The 14,424-nt window shown below is 59.7% G+C and carries 18 protein-coding genes; 4 read left to right on the forward strand and 14 right to left on the reverse strand.

What is annotated here, in order from left to right; all coding sequences use genetic code 11:
* Positions 1 to 61: 61 nt before the first annotated feature.
* Positions 62 to 937, forward strand: coding sequence for a 1,4-dihydroxy-2-naphthoate polyprenyltransferase (locus WG939_RS05195; RefSeq protein WP_339983377.1), 876 nt, complete (start codon positions 62 to 64; stop codon positions 935 to 937).
* Positions 938 to 1,322: 385 nt separating this feature from the next.
* On the opposite strand, the gene WG939_RS05200 is transcribed toward WG939_RS05195, so the two are convergent.
* Complete coding sequence (locus WG939_RS05200) at positions 1,323 to 1,634, reverse strand: DUF4229 domain-containing protein (RefSeq protein ID WP_339983379.1); 312 nt, start codon at positions 1,632 to 1,634, stop codon at positions 1,323 to 1,325.
* On the opposite strand from WG939_RS05200, the gene WG939_RS05205 reads away from it, so the two are divergent.
* Both WG939_RS05205 and WG939_RS05210 read left to right on the forward strand, forming a co-directional pair.
* Complete coding sequence (locus WG939_RS05205) at positions 1,633 to 1,884, forward strand: hypothetical protein (RefSeq protein WP_445227871.1); 252 nt, start codon at positions 1,633 to 1,635, stop codon at positions 1,882 to 1,884. The genes WG939_RS05200 and WG939_RS05205 overlap by 2 nt on opposite strands.
* Positions 1,885 to 1,894: 10 nt before the next feature.
* A complete protein-coding gene (locus WG939_RS05210) occupies positions 1,895 to 2,236 on the forward strand; it encodes an ArsR/SmtB family transcription factor (RefSeq protein WP_339983381.1) in 342 nt (113 codons plus the stop codon).
* Here the strand turns inward: WG939_RS05210 and rfbA are convergent, their stop codons facing one another.
* The 11 genes from rfbA to WG939_RS05265 form a co-directional block, all read right to left on the reverse strand.
* Positions 2,237 to 3,103: a glucose-1-phosphate thymidylyltransferase RfbA gene (gene rfbA / locus WG939_RS05215; protein ID WP_339983383.1), complete on the reverse strand. Its 867-nt coding sequence runs from the start codon at positions 3,101 to 3,103 to the stop codon at positions 2,237 to 2,239. It lies immediately after the preceding gene.
* Entirely contained in the window at positions 3,100 to 3,687 is a 588-nt protein-coding gene (gene rfbC / locus WG939_RS05220; protein ID WP_339983385.1) for a dTDP-4-dehydrorhamnose 3,5-epimerase, read from the reverse strand. Before rfbC ends, rfbA begins: the two co-directional genes overlap by 4 nt.
* Positions 3,688 to 3,692: 5 nt before the next feature.
* Positions 3,693 to 4,667 (reverse strand): dTDP-glucose 4,6-dehydratase, encoded by a 975-nt coding sequence (rfbB, locus tag WG939_RS05225; RefSeq protein WP_339983387.1) that lies wholly within the window; start codon positions 4,665 to 4,667, stop codon positions 3,693 to 3,695.
* Positions 4,668 to 4,691: 24 nt separating this feature from the next.
* Positions 4,692 to 4,991 carry a HigA family addiction module antitoxin gene (locus WG939_RS05230; protein ID WP_339983389.1) on the reverse strand — a complete coding sequence of 100 codons (300 nt, stop codon included), beginning with the start codon at positions 4,989 to 4,991 and terminating at the stop codon, positions 4,692 to 4,694.
* 86 nt (positions 4,992 to 5,077) lie between these two features.
* Positions 5,078 to 6,025, reverse strand: coding sequence for a c-type cytochrome biogenesis protein CcsB (gene ccsB / locus WG939_RS05235; RefSeq protein WP_339983391.1), 948 nt, complete (start codon positions 6,023 to 6,025; stop codon positions 5,078 to 5,080).
* Positions 6,026 to 6,222: 197 nt separating this feature from the next.
* Complete coding sequence (locus WG939_RS05240) at positions 6,223 to 7,788, reverse strand: cytochrome c biogenesis protein ResB (protein WP_339983393.1); 1,566 nt, start codon at positions 7,786 to 7,788, stop codon at positions 6,223 to 6,225.
* 10 nt (positions 7,789 to 7,798) lie between these two features.
* Entirely contained in the window at positions 7,799 to 8,575 is a 777-nt protein-coding gene (locus WG939_RS05245) for a cytochrome c biogenesis CcdA family protein (protein ID WP_339983395.1), read from the reverse strand.
* On the reverse strand, positions 8,576 to 9,160 hold the full coding sequence (locus WG939_RS05250) for a TlpA disulfide reductase family protein (RefSeq protein ID WP_339983397.1): 585 nt from the start codon (positions 9,158 to 9,160) through the stop codon (positions 8,576 to 8,578).
* Positions 9,160 to 9,771, reverse strand: a complete 612-nt coding sequence (locus WG939_RS05255; protein ID WP_339983399.1) for a histidine phosphatase family protein — start codon at positions 9,769 to 9,771, stop codon at positions 9,160 to 9,162. Before WG939_RS05255 ends, WG939_RS05250 begins: the two co-directional genes overlap by 1 nt.
* A 4-nt stretch (positions 9,772 to 9,775) precedes the next feature.
* Complete coding sequence (gene hemL, locus WG939_RS05260; protein WP_339983401.1) at positions 9,776 to 11,092, reverse strand: glutamate-1-semialdehyde 2,1-aminomutase; 1,317 nt, start codon at positions 11,090 to 11,092, stop codon at positions 9,776 to 9,778.
* Between the two features lie 77 nt (positions 11,093 to 11,169).
* Positions 11,170 to 11,529 (reverse strand): hypothetical protein, encoded by a 360-nt coding sequence (locus WG939_RS05265; RefSeq protein WP_339983403.1) that lies wholly within the window; start codon positions 11,527 to 11,529, stop codon positions 11,170 to 11,172.
* A gap of 65 nt (positions 11,530 to 11,594) precedes the next feature.
* Here WG939_RS05265 and WG939_RS05270 point away from each other — a divergent pair, with 65 nt between their 5' ends.
* Positions 11,595 to 12,014, forward strand: coding sequence for a hypothetical protein (locus WG939_RS05270; RefSeq protein ID WP_339983405.1), 420 nt, complete (start codon positions 11,595 to 11,597; stop codon positions 12,012 to 12,014).
* Here WG939_RS05270 and WG939_RS05275 read toward each other — a convergent pair.
* Both WG939_RS05275 and hemE read right to left on the reverse strand, forming a co-directional pair.
* Entirely contained in the window at positions 12,011 to 13,387 is a 1,377-nt protein-coding gene (locus WG939_RS05275) for a protoporphyrinogen oxidase (protein WP_339983407.1), read from the reverse strand. The two genes, WG939_RS05270 and WG939_RS05275, sit on opposite strands and share 4 nt — an antisense overlap.
* A gap of 8 nt (positions 13,388 to 13,395) precedes the next feature.
* Positions 13,396 to 14,421 (reverse strand): uroporphyrinogen decarboxylase, encoded by a 1,026-nt coding sequence (gene hemE, locus WG939_RS05280; RefSeq protein ID WP_339983409.1) that lies wholly within the window; start codon positions 14,419 to 14,421, stop codon positions 13,396 to 13,398.
* Between the last annotated feature and the right edge of the window lie 3 nt (positions 14,422 to 14,424).

Raw genomic sequence — 14,424 nt, forward strand, 5'->3', positions numbered from 1 at the left:
TCGCTTTCTTATTTAGTGGCCAATTTCTACACACACTACCGCGACGGGCACAATGGTAGCTATGTCACAAGCAACTGTTGCCGACTGGTGGGAGGCCGCCCGCCCTCACACCTGGGCGAATGCCTTCGCACCCGTCATCGCCGGCTCCGGCGTCGCAGCCTTCCAAGGCGGATTCAGTTGGTGGCGCGCGCTGCTCGCGGCCGGTGTCGCCTGGGCGCTGATTATCGGCGTGAACTACGCCAACGACTACTCCGACGGCATCAAGGGCACCGACGATGACCGCACCGGCCCCCTGCGTCTCACCGGCTCCGGACTCGCTGCCCCCGCATCGGTCAAGCGCGCGGCATTCATCTCCTTCGGCATCGCCGGAGTCTTCGGCATCGCCCTCTCCTTAGCCTCCTACTGGTGGCTGATCCTGGTCGGCTTGCTTTGCATCCTCGCCGCCTGGTTCTACACCGGCGGTAAAAACCCGTACGGTTACCGCGGACTTGGCGAAGTCGCCGTCTTCACCTTCTTCGGCCTGGTCGCCGTCTGCGGCACAGAGCTGACTCAAACGGGCCGGATCAGCTGGGCGGGCTTTGCGACGTCCGTAGCCGTCGGATCTATTTCCGCCGCCGTCAACCTGGCCAACAATCTCCGCGACATCCCCTCCGATACTGCTTCTGGGAAGATCACCCTGGCGGTGCGCCTGGGCGATGCCGGCACCCGTCGCCTATGGCTTGTTCTCGCGTCGATGCCACTAGTGGTGACCGTGATCCTGGCGATCCTGTGCACTCCGTGGGCCCTGGTAGGACTGGCAGCCGGACTTCTTCTGGTACCGGCTTCTAAGCCGATCACTTCCGGTGCGGTCGGCCCCGCCCTCATCCCCGTGTTGGGTCTGACCGGACGAGCCATGCTGGTGTGGGCAGTGCTGACTGCAGTAAGCATCGGGGTTTAGGGAGGCTTGGCTGGGGCTCACCCGGGGGCCTGCCCGGGGGCTCACCCGGGGGCCTGCCCGGGGGCCTGCCCGGGGGCCTGCCCGGGGGCCTGCCCGGGGGAATCTGACCTCAAAGACAAATTCCTCCGGCTTTTGGAACTGTTCCCCCAGCACAAGACACAAAAACCCGGAGGAACCTACACCTAGGGCACACATTCCTCCGGGACGCCAAGGATCTGAAACCTCGCCAGGCTTCAAACCACCTCTGGGCTGTCACCACCCGGAGGAATTTAAAACGCAAGACAAATTTCCCCGGCTTTCCAACGCATTCCCCAGCACAAGACGCAAAAACCCGGAGGAACCTACACCTAGGGCACACATTCCTCCGGGAGGGACAACTGGAAAACTAACGTTCGGCTAGTTCCTGCTTGACCCATGCCTTGTGAGCCTTACGCTGCTCATCCCAGGCGGCGACTTCTTGGTTCACACGCAGGCGCAGTCCCTTGAATACGAACATCGACAGCGGGAACGCGACCAGCAGCGCCAGCAATGATGAGATGAGCAGGGGTACTGGCGCGCCGATGAGGATTGCTGCAGACTGAATGACAATGGTAAGCACGATGAAGAGGCCCAATCGTGCCAGCCCGTAGAGAGCGATGTCTCGCCATGCCCTGTTTCGCAGGGACTTATCGAGGATCGGTTCTTGATTCACATCCATGACCATACTAGAGGCCTACGAGGGAGCTAAAACCTTGGGACGACTACTTCTACTCCTGTTGATCATTGTGGCGATCGTCCTGCTCTGGAAGGCCTTTGCTCCTCAGTCTCTTGGTGGCGCCTCTCGCCCTGAACCTCCGATGATCAAGGGCCCGGATGACGACGAGGAATTCCTCTGGAAATTGGAGAAGGAACGCTTCAAAAAGCGTCGTGAAGAGGAGCGCAAAAAGGAGCAGGGCCCAGAGGCGTAGTATCGATGATATGACTGCAAGCCCATTCGCCACGGCGACAATAAATGGACCTTGGCGGCCTGTTTCGGACAACCCTGATTTCGACCACATCGTGGGAGTTTTCAAGGCGCTGGCCGATCCAACCCGTCTTCGTCTTCTCCATCTCGTTGCACAGAAGGGCTGCGAAGATGTGTGTGGGCTTGAGCTCGCTGAAGCTCTTGGGGTTTCTGCACCAACTGTCACTCACCACATGAAGAAGCTGATCGCGGTGAACCTGGTAAAGCGCGAACAGCGCGGCAAGTGGGCCTACTACTCCGTGAACGAGCGCCTGTTTACGTGTATCGAGACGCTCGCCTCGGACATCATTAAGTAATTAGCCCCGCTGCAGCACCTGCAGCAGATAATCGCCGTAGCCGGACGCCTTCAGGGCCTCCGCGCGCTGTTGCAACTGGTGGTCGTCGATAAAGCCCATGCGCCACGCCACCTCTTCCGGCGCTCCAATTTTGAGGCCTTGGCGCTGCTCGATGGTGCGGACGAAGTCGCCGGCGGCCATGAGCATATCGACGGTTCCCGTATCCAGCCATGCAGTCCCCCGCGGGAGCACCTCCACCTGCAGTTTTCCGGACTCGAGGTAGGCGTTGTTGACGTCCGTGATTTCCAATTCGCCACGAGCGCTTGGGGTGAGGCCACGGGCGATGTCGACCACGTTGTTGTCGTAGAAGTACAGGCCGGGTACCGCGTAATGCGACTTTGGGTTGGCGGGCTTTTCTTCCAAGCCAGTGGCACGTCCCTCCTCGTCGAAGGACACAACGCCATAAGCGGATGGTTCGGCCACCCAATAGGCGAAGATGGCGCCACCATCGATGTCTTGGAAGCGGCGGAGCTGAGTGCCAAGGCCTGCGCCATAGAAGATGTTGTCGCCGAGGACGAGGGCGACGGAGTCATCGCCGATGTGGTCGGCCCCCAGGATGAATGCCTCCGCGAGACCGCGGGGCGCGTCCTGCGTCTTGAACGTCAGATTGATTCCGAACTGGCTGCCGTCGCCAAGCAAGCGCTCGAATGAAGGTCGGTCCTCGGGCGTGGTGATGATCAGGATGTCCCGGATGCCCGCGAGCATGAGCGTGGACAGCGGGTAGTAGATCATCGGCTTGTCATAGACCGGGACGAGCTGCTTGGAGACGCCTAGCGTAATCGGGCGCAGCCTCGAACCCGTGCCACCTGCGAGAATGATGCCTTTCACTCGGCCCAGCCTTCGCGCAGCATCTTCTCGAACTCGGCGCAGTCCGCGAACTGTGGCAGCTGCACTTCTTCCAGGGAAGGTGCTTCCTTGTCCTTGTCGGAGAGGATGTAGTCCGCCTGTGGCCAGTCGATGCCCACCGAAAATGGGTCAATCGTGTGCTCCAGCGCCGGCTCATATTCGCTGGACACCAGGTACGCGACCGTCGCATCCTCCAGGGCCAGGAAGCCATGGGCCACGCCAATCGGCAGGTAGAGGCTCTTGCGATTCTCCGCGGTCAATTCGACTGCAAACCACTTGCCGAAGGTCGGCGACCCCTCGCGACAGTCAAACACCACGTCCAGGATGGCGCCGGACATGCAGGTAACGAACTTGGCCTGTCCAGGAGGAATGTCCGCGAAGTGCAGGCCGCGGAGCACACCCTTCTTAGAGAAAGAAATGTTCGATTGCTGCAGGTCAAACGGATAACCGATTGCTCCCTCAAACTCGGAGGCCTTGAACCATTCGTTAAACGTCCCCCGGTTGTCCGGGAAAATCTTCGGCTCGGAGAGGAACACACCTTGAACTTCAGCAACAGGCTTCAACATGCTGTCTAGTGTAGTTCGCGCTCTACTTTTGCGTAGCCTGCCTCCGACGCCGCACGCGACTCCGCCCACCACTCAGGGTTCTCGCGGTACCAGTCGATGGTTTCCCGCAGACCCTGGTCAAAGGTGCGCGACGCGCTCCAACCCAAGCTTTTCGTCGATGCTGGATCAATGGCGTATCGACGATCGTGGCCCGGGCGGTCAGTCACGTGCACGTAGTCGTCTGGGGAGCGACCGAAGGCTCGGTTCAAGTCCTCCACGACCTGCTTGTTTGAGCGCTCGCCATTGGCTCCGATCAGGTAGGTCTGGCCGATCGAGCCTTTCTTGATAATCGTCCAGACCGCGTCATTGTGGTCGTCCACGTGAATCCAGTCGCGCACATTCAAACCATCGCCGTACAGTCGTGGCTTCTCCCCGTGCAGCAGGTTAATGATCTGGCGCGGAATGAACTTCTCCGGATGCTGGCGCGGGCCGTAGTTATTGGAGCAGTTCGAGATCGTGGCTTGCACCCCGAAGGAACGCACATAGGCGCGCACCAAGTGGTCGCTGGCAGCCTTCGAGGCTGAGTAGGGGCTGCTCGGGTTGTACGGAGTTTCAGGGGTGAAGCGGGCAGGGTCGTCGAGGGCCAGGTCCCCGAAGACTTCGTCCGTTGAGATGTGGTGGAACCGGGCGTCGTTAAGGCGTGCGTACTCGAGCAGCTGAGCGGTGCCCTCGACGTTCGTCTTGATGAAGCGTAAGGGGTCGCGGAGGGAGTTGTCGTTGTGGCTCTCGGCGGCGAAGTGAACGATGAGGTCGAAGCGACCGGTCAGGGGTTCGCGGATATCCTGGCGGAGGACCTCGATGTCCGCTGGGAGGTTGGCCTCGTTGGCGGCGTAGGTGAAGCTGTCGAGCACGGTGATGTCGTGTTCGGGGTGCGTCGCGAGAGTGCGGTGCACGAAGTTAGAGCCGATGAAGCCGGCGCCGCCGGTGACCAGGATTTTCATGGTTCTAGGATATCCCGCCGGATGCTAGGCAACCTGAACTGGCTGAATTTCCTGCAGCTGATCTGCCACCTTTTCTTCGGCGAGCTCCAGCTCATACTGGCTTTGAAGGTTCAACCAAAACTGAGGTTCCACGCCAAAGAACCTCCCAAGACGAAGCGCGGTATCAGCAGTAATCGCACGCTTGCCATGAACAATTTCATTGATCCTGCGCGGAGGGACACCAATGGAAACCGCGAGCTTGTGCTGCGTAATTTCAAACTCTTTGAGGAAATCCTCCATTAACACCTCACCCGGATGAATCGGGGCGTAAAGCTTTTCAGTCATAATGCACCTCTATTCACCACCGAGTCTAAATGACGAAAGCGCACGAACAGGACGACTGCGTCCCATCCGCGCGCCAAATTTCGTGCTTAGTTCAGCCCCGCGTAGGAGTGCAGGCCGGACACCACCATATTGATGAAGAACAGGTTGAACACCATCATGCCGAAGGCGACAATGTTGATCCACGCCGCGGCGGAGTTCTTCCAGCCGGAGGTCGCACGAGCGTGCAGATACGCGGCGTAGAGCACCCAGGTGACCAAGGAGATCGTTTCCTTTGGGTCCCAGCCCCAGAAGCGTCCCCATGCGGACTCGGCCCAGATGGCGCCGAGTGCAACGCCAATACCGAAGATCGGCAGCGCCCAGACAGCGGCCTTGTAGGCAAGACCGTCAAGGGTCTTTGCGGACGGCAGCGGGCGCAGAATCGCACCCAAAATCCCATGCTCAGAGCCCTTTGGCTGGTGCATACGCAGCACGTACAGCAGCGATGCCATACCGGAAATCATGCCGACACCAGCGCCGATGGACACAGTAGAGACGTGGATCGGGAACCAGAAAGACTGCAGAGCAGGCACCACCGGCGCAGAGGCCGCGTAGAGCTTCATGCCTCCGTAGAACAGTAGGACAATGACCGGTGTGAGCACCCATGGCCACATCGCACGCAGTTCACGTCGCTGGATTACCCACGCGGCGATCGCCATGGCCACCAAAGTCACCATCGCGACATACTCATACAGGTTGCCGAACGGGAAACGCGACGCGGACATACCGCGCAACACCACCGACACCCCGTGGAAGATGATGGCCAGCCAGATCATGGACTGGGTCATGCCCGCCCACTTCTCGCCGCTATCTGCAGGCTCTGGCTTTTCGACGACCGAAGGCCCACCCGCGCCCACAAGCTCCTTCGCTGGTTCTGCGAGTACCTGAGACTGCTTGACGTAGTACACGATCGACAAGATCAGCGCGAAAACGTAAATAACAAAAGCCGTCTTGAAGCTAAGGTCCGAGTAATTCGCGAGCGTGTGATTGACCGGCATGGGGCCTTCCTGGAGACGAAATCAAACTTTCGATGGATAAAGGTACCTTAGCGGGGCATAGCCTGGGGATTCAAGTTCTGATAGGTGACCGACAGACGCAATGGGGTACCGGCGATGTAGTAGTACTACATTCAAGGGCAAAATTTTGGGCAATTCTGGGCGTTGGAAGGAGTAATACTACATCTTGAGTACGCGCCTTAATCCTCCTCCGGCTCCGGTAGCCCCAGGAGACGGCGGTGAATGCGGTCATATTCCTCGCCCCAGCCCGCACGGTCGGTACGCGCGAGGCCTGCAGTTTCGATCAGCGTTCCAGTGCCGGAAGGTGACAGGCGTACCCATACGCGGCGGCGCTTGACAAAGAGAGAACCAACCAATCCACCGAGGGAAATCAGGGTGGTGACCAGTACCCAGAACTGGGTCGGGTCGTGCGAGATCTGCAGGTTCGCGAATTCGTTGGCGCCATCGAAGGTGACAACTGTGCCGTCGTCAAGCGTGATCGACTCGCCTACCTTGAGGTTCACGCGCTCCAGTTTCTGCAGCGCGCCGGTATGCATGAGGGTTGGGTCGAGGGTGAAGATCGACTGGCCGCGACCGGAGTCGAGGCCGGCGTCGCCGCGGTAAATATCGATAGCAACGGCAGGGTCCTTCATCGCCGGGTAGGCCGACTGCAACAGCGAGCCAGTTTCGCCCGTCCACTGCGCGGTCGGTGCGAACAGGCCCTGGATGGCGATGCCCTTGGTGCGTCGTTCCTGCAGGTCCGGGTACATGCCGGCCGGTGGGTCGAAACGCATCACGCCGGAGGAGAGGAAGAACGTCGGGTCATCGGGACGGAACTGCACCATCTGGGTGCGGGTTTCGCCGTTCGGCCACTTCACCGTGAATCGTGGCGCGAAGCCGTGTCCTTGCAGGTAGATGCGATCGCCGTCGATGCGCAGAGGGTGATTGACCTTCAGGGTGTACTTGTCCCACTCAGAGTGCGGCTTCGTGATGTCATCGCCCGCAGCGTAGTCCACATTCGAGGTGAACATCTTGGCCTGCCCGTTCGGCAGGTATTCGGCGGAAAAGTCATTGACGTTCACGCAGTAGGGAGTCAGGCCGGTGCCGTCGACAAGCGTGCCGGCGCGGAAGCTGTCGAAGTTGGCGACGGCCGTGTTGCAGAACTCGCTGTTGTCCGCGCCCGCGACCACGATGACCTGGCCTTCGTAGTACAGCATCTTGCCTGCGCCAACCGTGGCGAGCACGCCGACGAGGCCGAGGTGGAAGATCAGGTTGAACAGCTCGCGGGAGTAGCCACGCTCGGCGGCGAAGGAGCGCTTGCCGTCGCGGTCTTCCTCGGCGGTGTAGGACGCCACGCGCCAGCCCTTCAGCGCAGCACGGACCTCCTCTTCCACCTGCTCAAGTGGCTTATCGACGACCCCAGCCCCATGATGTGGCAGGCGCTGAAAGTTCTTGGGAGCCTTAACCGGGTCGGCCTTCCACGCCTTGTAGTGATCCCAGGAGCGGGGCAGGATGCAGCCGATGAGGGAGACGAAAAGGAGGACGTAGATGGCGGTGAACCAGTGGGAGGAGAAGACGTCGAAGAGTTGGAGCTTGTCGTACCACTGGGCGAGCTCGCCGTTGTTCTTGATGTATTCGTCTACTTTGGACTCGTTGAGCGAGCGCTGCGGCAGGAGCGCGCCTGGGATCGCACCGAGAGCAAGCAGGAAGAGCAGCATGAGAGCGGTGCGCATGCTGGTTAGCCAGCGCCAAGCAAGTTTCAACATGTCTGTTCTCCTAGATCAGGGTCGTGCCGTAGTTGACGGTCCATTGACGAACCACGTTAATGAACAGTGCCCATTGACCAGTCAGTAGGGCCAGGCCAACGATGATGAGGGCGATGCCACCGATGATTTGGATGGTGCGGGAATGGCGTCGCAGGAAGCCAACGCCACGCATCGCCTTCGCGCTGCCGAGCGCTACCAAGAGGAAGGGCAGGCCAAGACCGAGACAGTAGCCGATAATCAGAATGACACCACGCAACGCCGTCATCCCCTCGGTACCTGCGGAAACAGAGATGATCGCCGCGAGGGTTGGGCCGAGGCATGGCGTCCACCCCAGCGCAAAGACGCCTCCGAGCAGGGGCGCGCCGATCCAGGTGCTGAGGCGTCGCGGCTGAAGCCGGGTGTCCTTGTCCAAAGCTGGGACGAGTCCCATGAACACCAGGCCCATAAGGACAGTGACCACGCCACCGATCCTCTGCAGTAGCTCTTGATTCAGCATCAGCGTGGAAATCGCGCCGAACACCGTGGCTGTGGCCAGCACAAAAATGACAGTGAAACCAGCGATGAACAGCAATGCGGCACCAGCGACGCGCCACTTTTTCGTGGCCACTACTTCCCCATCTTTCAGTTCCACATCGGAACCAACGACGCCCGCGAGGTAGGACATGTAGCCCGGAACCAGTGGGACGACGCACGGGCTGGCGAAGCTCACGAGTCCGGCAAGCGCGGCCGCGAGCACCCCGAGTAGAAGAGGGCCACTAGTGGCGATCTCTGCAAGTTGATGCCCCATTTATGCCTCGTTGGTCAGTGGCAATGCGACCTCAAGGATGTCCTTCGCGGTAACTTCGCGCAGGAAAACGGCAGCTGGGCGGTGCTGGCGATCCAGAATGATCGTGGTCGGGATGACCGATGCCGGCAGGCCACCCATGGCTGCAGCCGTCTTAAACGGCGGATCGTACAGCGATGGGTACGTCAGACCGTTGTCCTTCATGAAGTCCTTGGAAATCTGCGACTGGTAGTCCTTCACATTGACGCCGAGCACCGTGCCATGGCCGGTTTCCTGCAGCTTTTCGTGGATCTCCTGCATGTCATCCGATTCGGAACGGCACGGACCACACCACTGGCCCCACGCGTTGATCACCACGACCTGGTCTTTGTAGTCAGACAGGTTGATGGTGCCGCCCTGCAGGGATTCGCCGGAGAACTCCTTGATCGGCTTTCGTTCGTTTTCCGGGTACTTGATGTCCGTCTGACCGCCCGGCGCCACGAAGGTCCAGGTGCCGCCGGTAGCGACAGCGTCCTGACCTGCGGTGTCGTCCTTGGAGCAGCCGGCAAGGCTGAGGGCCACGAGCGTGGCAGCGATAACTCGCTTCATCAGTAGAGGTCCTGCGCTGGTTCGGAGTAGTAGATGTCGGTGATCTCGTCGTCCTTGAACACGAGGGAGGTCAGGGACGCGAGGCGGCACTGACGCATCGCTGGGTTGTGTGCCAGAGGCTTGCCCATCACGGTGCGCTGCACCATGACCACCGGCAACTCGTGGCTGACCAGCACCGCTTCGTGGCCTTCCGCTGCGACGCGGGCGCGTTCCACCGCGTCCATCATGCGGGCTGCGATGACGTCGTAGTGCTCGCCCCAGCTTGGCTCGCTTGGGTTGGCCATGAGAGGCCAGCGAACCGGGTTCCACAGCTGTGACTTCCAGGACTTCACGCGCAGGCCCTCGAATCGATTGCCAGCTTCAATGAGGCCCTTGTCGACGTCCACATCCAGGCCGAGAACACGAGACAGTGGCAGTGCCGTCTCCTGTGCTCGCTGCAGCGGAGATGCTGCGAGGTAGGTGACGTCGTGGTCCTTCAGGGTTTCGGCAACGCGCTCTGCCATTTCGTGGCCACGGTTGCTGAGGTGGTAGCCAGGCAGACGACCGTAGAGGATCTTGTCTGGGTTGTAGACCTCCCCGTGGCGCAGCAGGTGAACGATAGTGGCGGTCATGTACTTAGGCCTCTTTCTTTGCTGCTGCGGCTGCTTTTGCGGCCACTGCCAGGGCAGATTCGATCTTTTCAAAGTCGGTGTCGGTGAGCGCCGAGGAAACGAACCAGGTTTCGAACACGCTCGGGGAGGCGAACACGCCGTTATCCAGCAGGGCGTGGAAGAAGGCTGGGAAGCGGAAGGTATCGGCGTTCTTCATGTCCGCGAAGTTGTGGCCCTCGCCCTCTGCGAAGCGAACGGAGAACATGTTGGAGGCGCGCTGGATGTGGTGGACAACGCCTTCTTTATTTAGGGAATCGCCGATGAGGGCAGCGATACGATCCGCATTGCGATTCACGGTCTCGTACACCTCAGGGGTCGCGAGCTTCAGCGAGGTCATGCCCGCAGCCATCGCGACAGGGTTTCCGGAGAGGGTGCCTGCCTGGTAGACCGGGCCGTTTGGTGCGAGGTACTCCATGATGTCCTTGCGGCCACCGAACGCAGCTGCAGGCAGGCCACCGGAGATGACCTTGCCAAAGGTAGTGAGGTCGCCAGCAACTTGGTCGACGCCGTACCAACCGGAGTAGGAGGTACGGAAACCAGTCATGACCTCATCCATGATCAGCAGCGCGCCGTGCTCGTGAGCAAGTTCCTTGAGCGCAGCATTGAAACCAGGCAGTGGCGCAACGGTACCCATGTTGCCCGCGGCGGCCTCGGTAATCACGGCTGCGATCTCGCCAGGATGCGCTTCAAATGCAGCGCGGACAGCCTCAATATTGTTGTATTCCACCACGATGGTGTCGCCAGCAGCAGCGCCGGTCACGCCCGGGGAATCTGGCAGACCGAAGGTGGCAACGCCGGAACCAGCAGAAGCCAGCAGCGCGTCGACATGGCCGTGGTAGCAGCCATCAAACTTGATGATCTTCGGACGGCCCGTGAAACCGCGTGCCAGGCGCACTGCCGACATCGTGGCCTCGGTACCGGAGTTGACGAAGCGCACCTCATCTACGCTGGTTCGTTCAACAACCATCTCTGCGAGTTCAACCTCAGCGACAGTCGGCGCACCATAGGACAATCCCCTGGTCGCAGCGTCTTGAACCGCTGCGACGATCTCTGGGTGAGCGTTGCCCATGAGCATCGGGCCCCAAGAACAGAAGAGGTCAACGTATTCGTTGCCATCGACGTCGATAAGCGTGCTGCCCTTCGCCTCCTTAATGAAGCGGGCCTGGCCGCCGACGCTGCCGAACGCGCGCACCGGCGAGTTCACGCCACCCGGGGTGAGCAGGCGGGCGCGGTCAAACCACGCGGCCGATTGTGCGGTATTTGCAGAGGTAGGCACAGACATGAAGGCTCCTAAAGTTGGCGCAGCTTAAGCGTGTACCACCCTATCCAAAAGTTGTAGACGCGGGCAAACGCGCGGGCTTATCGACGGCCCTGGGCAGGCTTCTGGCTAGCCAGGAGGAATTGCATGAAACAGCCCAGCGTTGCTGCGAACCACGTGATGTTGATGATCGGGTCGCTTGGGGTCGCATTCTGCGCGATATAAACCCAGGAACCCCAGCCGATCATCACGCCGATACTGCCGATGATGAACCAGAACCGGCTGGCCTTATCCCACTTCCGCTTCAGCGCGTAGGCAATGCCGAAAAACCCGGACACGATGCCAAAAGCTCCCGCGACGAGCCAATTCGTGGTCTTGACCGAATCGCTAAAGCCGAAGAAGGCCACGCCCGCTAGGAGTTGGAGGCCGAAGGTGAGGATCAGCAGAGCTTTTTGGGACATACCTATAGGTTAGACGTTTCTCCAGTTCGTGCCCTGCTCTTTTGGGATTCGCCTAGGCTGGAGCCATGGTTGATCCTCTCGAGCGGAAGACTCGAAATTCACCGTTATCTTCAGTTCGATATTGGCGAGTCCCAGTCATCGAAATCCTTTTCATCATCATTGCGGTCTTGACTTCAATAGGTACTGGGTCAGTAATGCGTTACGAAGATGAAATCTCGATGTTTTTTCAAGTCTTTGGATTCATGATCGCACCGATCTGCCTTATCCAATCGCTACTTTTGAACAAAATTGCAATCGGCAAGTTTCGATACGATTTATTCCTATTCATTTTCGGCAGTATCGCATGGGTATCGACCAAACAATTCAATTACGAAACGGCACAAACAGGGTTCTTATTTATCCTCCCTTTTCTTGCTTCGCCAATTTCCGCTTTCTTGACCTTGCTCAGGAGATTTGGCGCACTGCGAACACTGCCCCGACGCTAAACCAACCGCCCCGCCGCAGCGCGGGCACCAGCAATAACATTCGGAATTCCTACGCCATCGGCCCAGGCTCCGGCTACTTCGACGCCTTCCACATCTGCGAGTGCCGCGCGCACCGCAGCGACGGTTTCCAGGTGGGTGTCGTTGTAGCACGGGATGCCGCCGAACCAGCGCTGGACGAAAATCTCGGACAGCCCTGCTGCACGACCGTCAAATCCGGTGATTTTCTGTAGGTCATCCAGCGCGTAGTCGACAAGGTCATCCTCGTCGGCGCGCACAAGAGCGTCGTCGCCAAAACGCCCGAAGGAGGCACGCACGAGCGCTCCCCCACGTTCGCCGAGGTGAGGCCACTTCTTGGACGCCAAGGTGAAGGCCTTGGCGTGCACGCCGGGCTCGTCGGCGGCGATCAGGATGCCGGAGTTGTCGGGCAGTCCTTCGGCGGAGTCGAACTTCATGCCCACAACCACGGACGACGCGAGCTTCACATTCCGCAGCGCAGCGGTAGCTTCCGGCGCGATTGCGCGCAACTGCGCGGCTGCTGTCGGTGCCGGGGTGGTCACCAGGACGCGATCAAAGGTGCCCTCCGCCTTCTCCAGCTGGAAACCGCCCGCCACACGCTTGATGCCGGAAATGAAGCTGTCCAGGTGAATCCGCGCACCGGACTGCTCAGCAAGCTCCTCGTACAGCTGCGCGTAGCCATCCTTGAACGCCCCGAAAACCGGCCCGGTGCTCGTGCTCTTGGCCCGCGCAGCATCAAGCTTTTCGACGGCTCCCGCCAGCGTCACTTTTTCCCCTTCGGCGACCATCTTGTCGAACACCATCGCCAGCTGCGGAATGGTTGCCCGGATGCCGAGGTCATCTGCTGCAGAGGAGTACACGCCGCCGAGGAGTGAGGACACGATGTGGTCAACAACGTCATCGCCGTAGCGCTCGCGGACGAGCTTGCCTACCGACATGTCTTTGCCCCGCTGCCAATCGATGGCTGGCTGGTCTTTTTCTGCATCGATCTTTTGGGCGGTTTCGTTTGAAATAAGTCCGTCGAGGCCGTCAGACTTCGCGGGGATTCCCATTGCACCGCCCATCGGAATCGCATGAAGCTCGCCACCACAGTAGAAGAGTGACTTGAGGCCGGATGGTGCGACAATGGCGTCCCCGAGGCCGAGCTTTTCAAAGAACTCAACAGCATCCTTGCGGAACGCCAGGAAGCCCTCGGCGCCCATATCGGTGCGACCGGATTCGAATGGCACCGTGTAGAGCTTGCCACCGATGCGCTCATCGGCTTCGAACACGTCGATTTCAGCCTGCGGATCGAGTTGGCGCAGCTCGTAGGCAGCGGTGAGACCCGCGAGGCCAGCTCCGATGATGGCGTACTTCATTGTTTCTCCTAGGAGTGGATAATGCGGACTGCTTCGGTGATGGCATCTGGGTCAGTGTTTGGCATGACGCCGTGGCCCAGGTTGAAGATGTGGCCGATGGCGTCACCATTATTAATGGCGGTCTGCGCTTCGTCCTTGATCCGGTTGATTTCCTTGGCCATAGCTTCGGTGCCTGCGAAAAGGATTGCCGGATCTAGGTTGCCTTGCAGCACCTTTGCATGCACTCGCTTGGCGGCAACATCGAGTGGCACTCGCCAATCGATACCCATCACTTCGGACCCTGCTTCGCTCATTGCGCCGAGGATTTCGCCCGTGCCCACGCCGAAGTGGATGCGCGGGATGTCCTTCACCGACTCCAGGATTTCGGTGGAGTAAGGCAAGACGAATTCACGGTAGTCACGCTCGGTGAGGTAGCCAGCCCAAGAATCGAACAGCTGCATCGCTTCAATGCCAGCATCGATCTGACCACGCAGCCAATTGATAATCGTCGGTGTCAGACGATTCATCAGGGCATGCCACACCTCAGGCTCAGCATGCATCATGGCCTTGGTCTTTTCGTGATTCTTGGAAGGACCGCCCTCGATCAGGTAGCTGGCCAAGGTAAATGGCGCGCCGGCGAAACCGATCAGGGTCTGCTGATCCGTCAGTTCTTCCTGGATGATGCGAATACCTTCCTGCACCTCTTTTACGTCGTGCTCCAAGATCGGAAGATTTTGAATGTCTGACATCGTGCGAATCGGATCGGCAAGAACAGGGCCGCGACCAGGAACAATATCGATCGGCAGACCCGCAGCCTTCAGTGGCACCACGATGTCAGAGAACAAGATCGCGCCATCAACGTCATGACGGCGCACCGGCTGCAGCGTAATCTCCGCCAGCAGCTCCGACATGAAGCAGGAATCCAGCATAGAAATTCCCTCGCGGACCTTGCGGTACTCCGGCAAGGAGCGTCCAGCTTGGCGCATGAACCAGACAGGGGTTCGGGAAGGGGTCTTGCCTGCGATGGCATCGAGAAGCGGGGCGTTCTTTGTCATGCC

Origin of the sequence: Corynebacterium sp. H130 (assembly GCF_037572395.1) — a bacterium.
Classification (GTDB): domain Bacteria; phylum Actinomycetota; class Actinomycetes; order Mycobacteriales; family Mycobacteriaceae; genus Corynebacterium.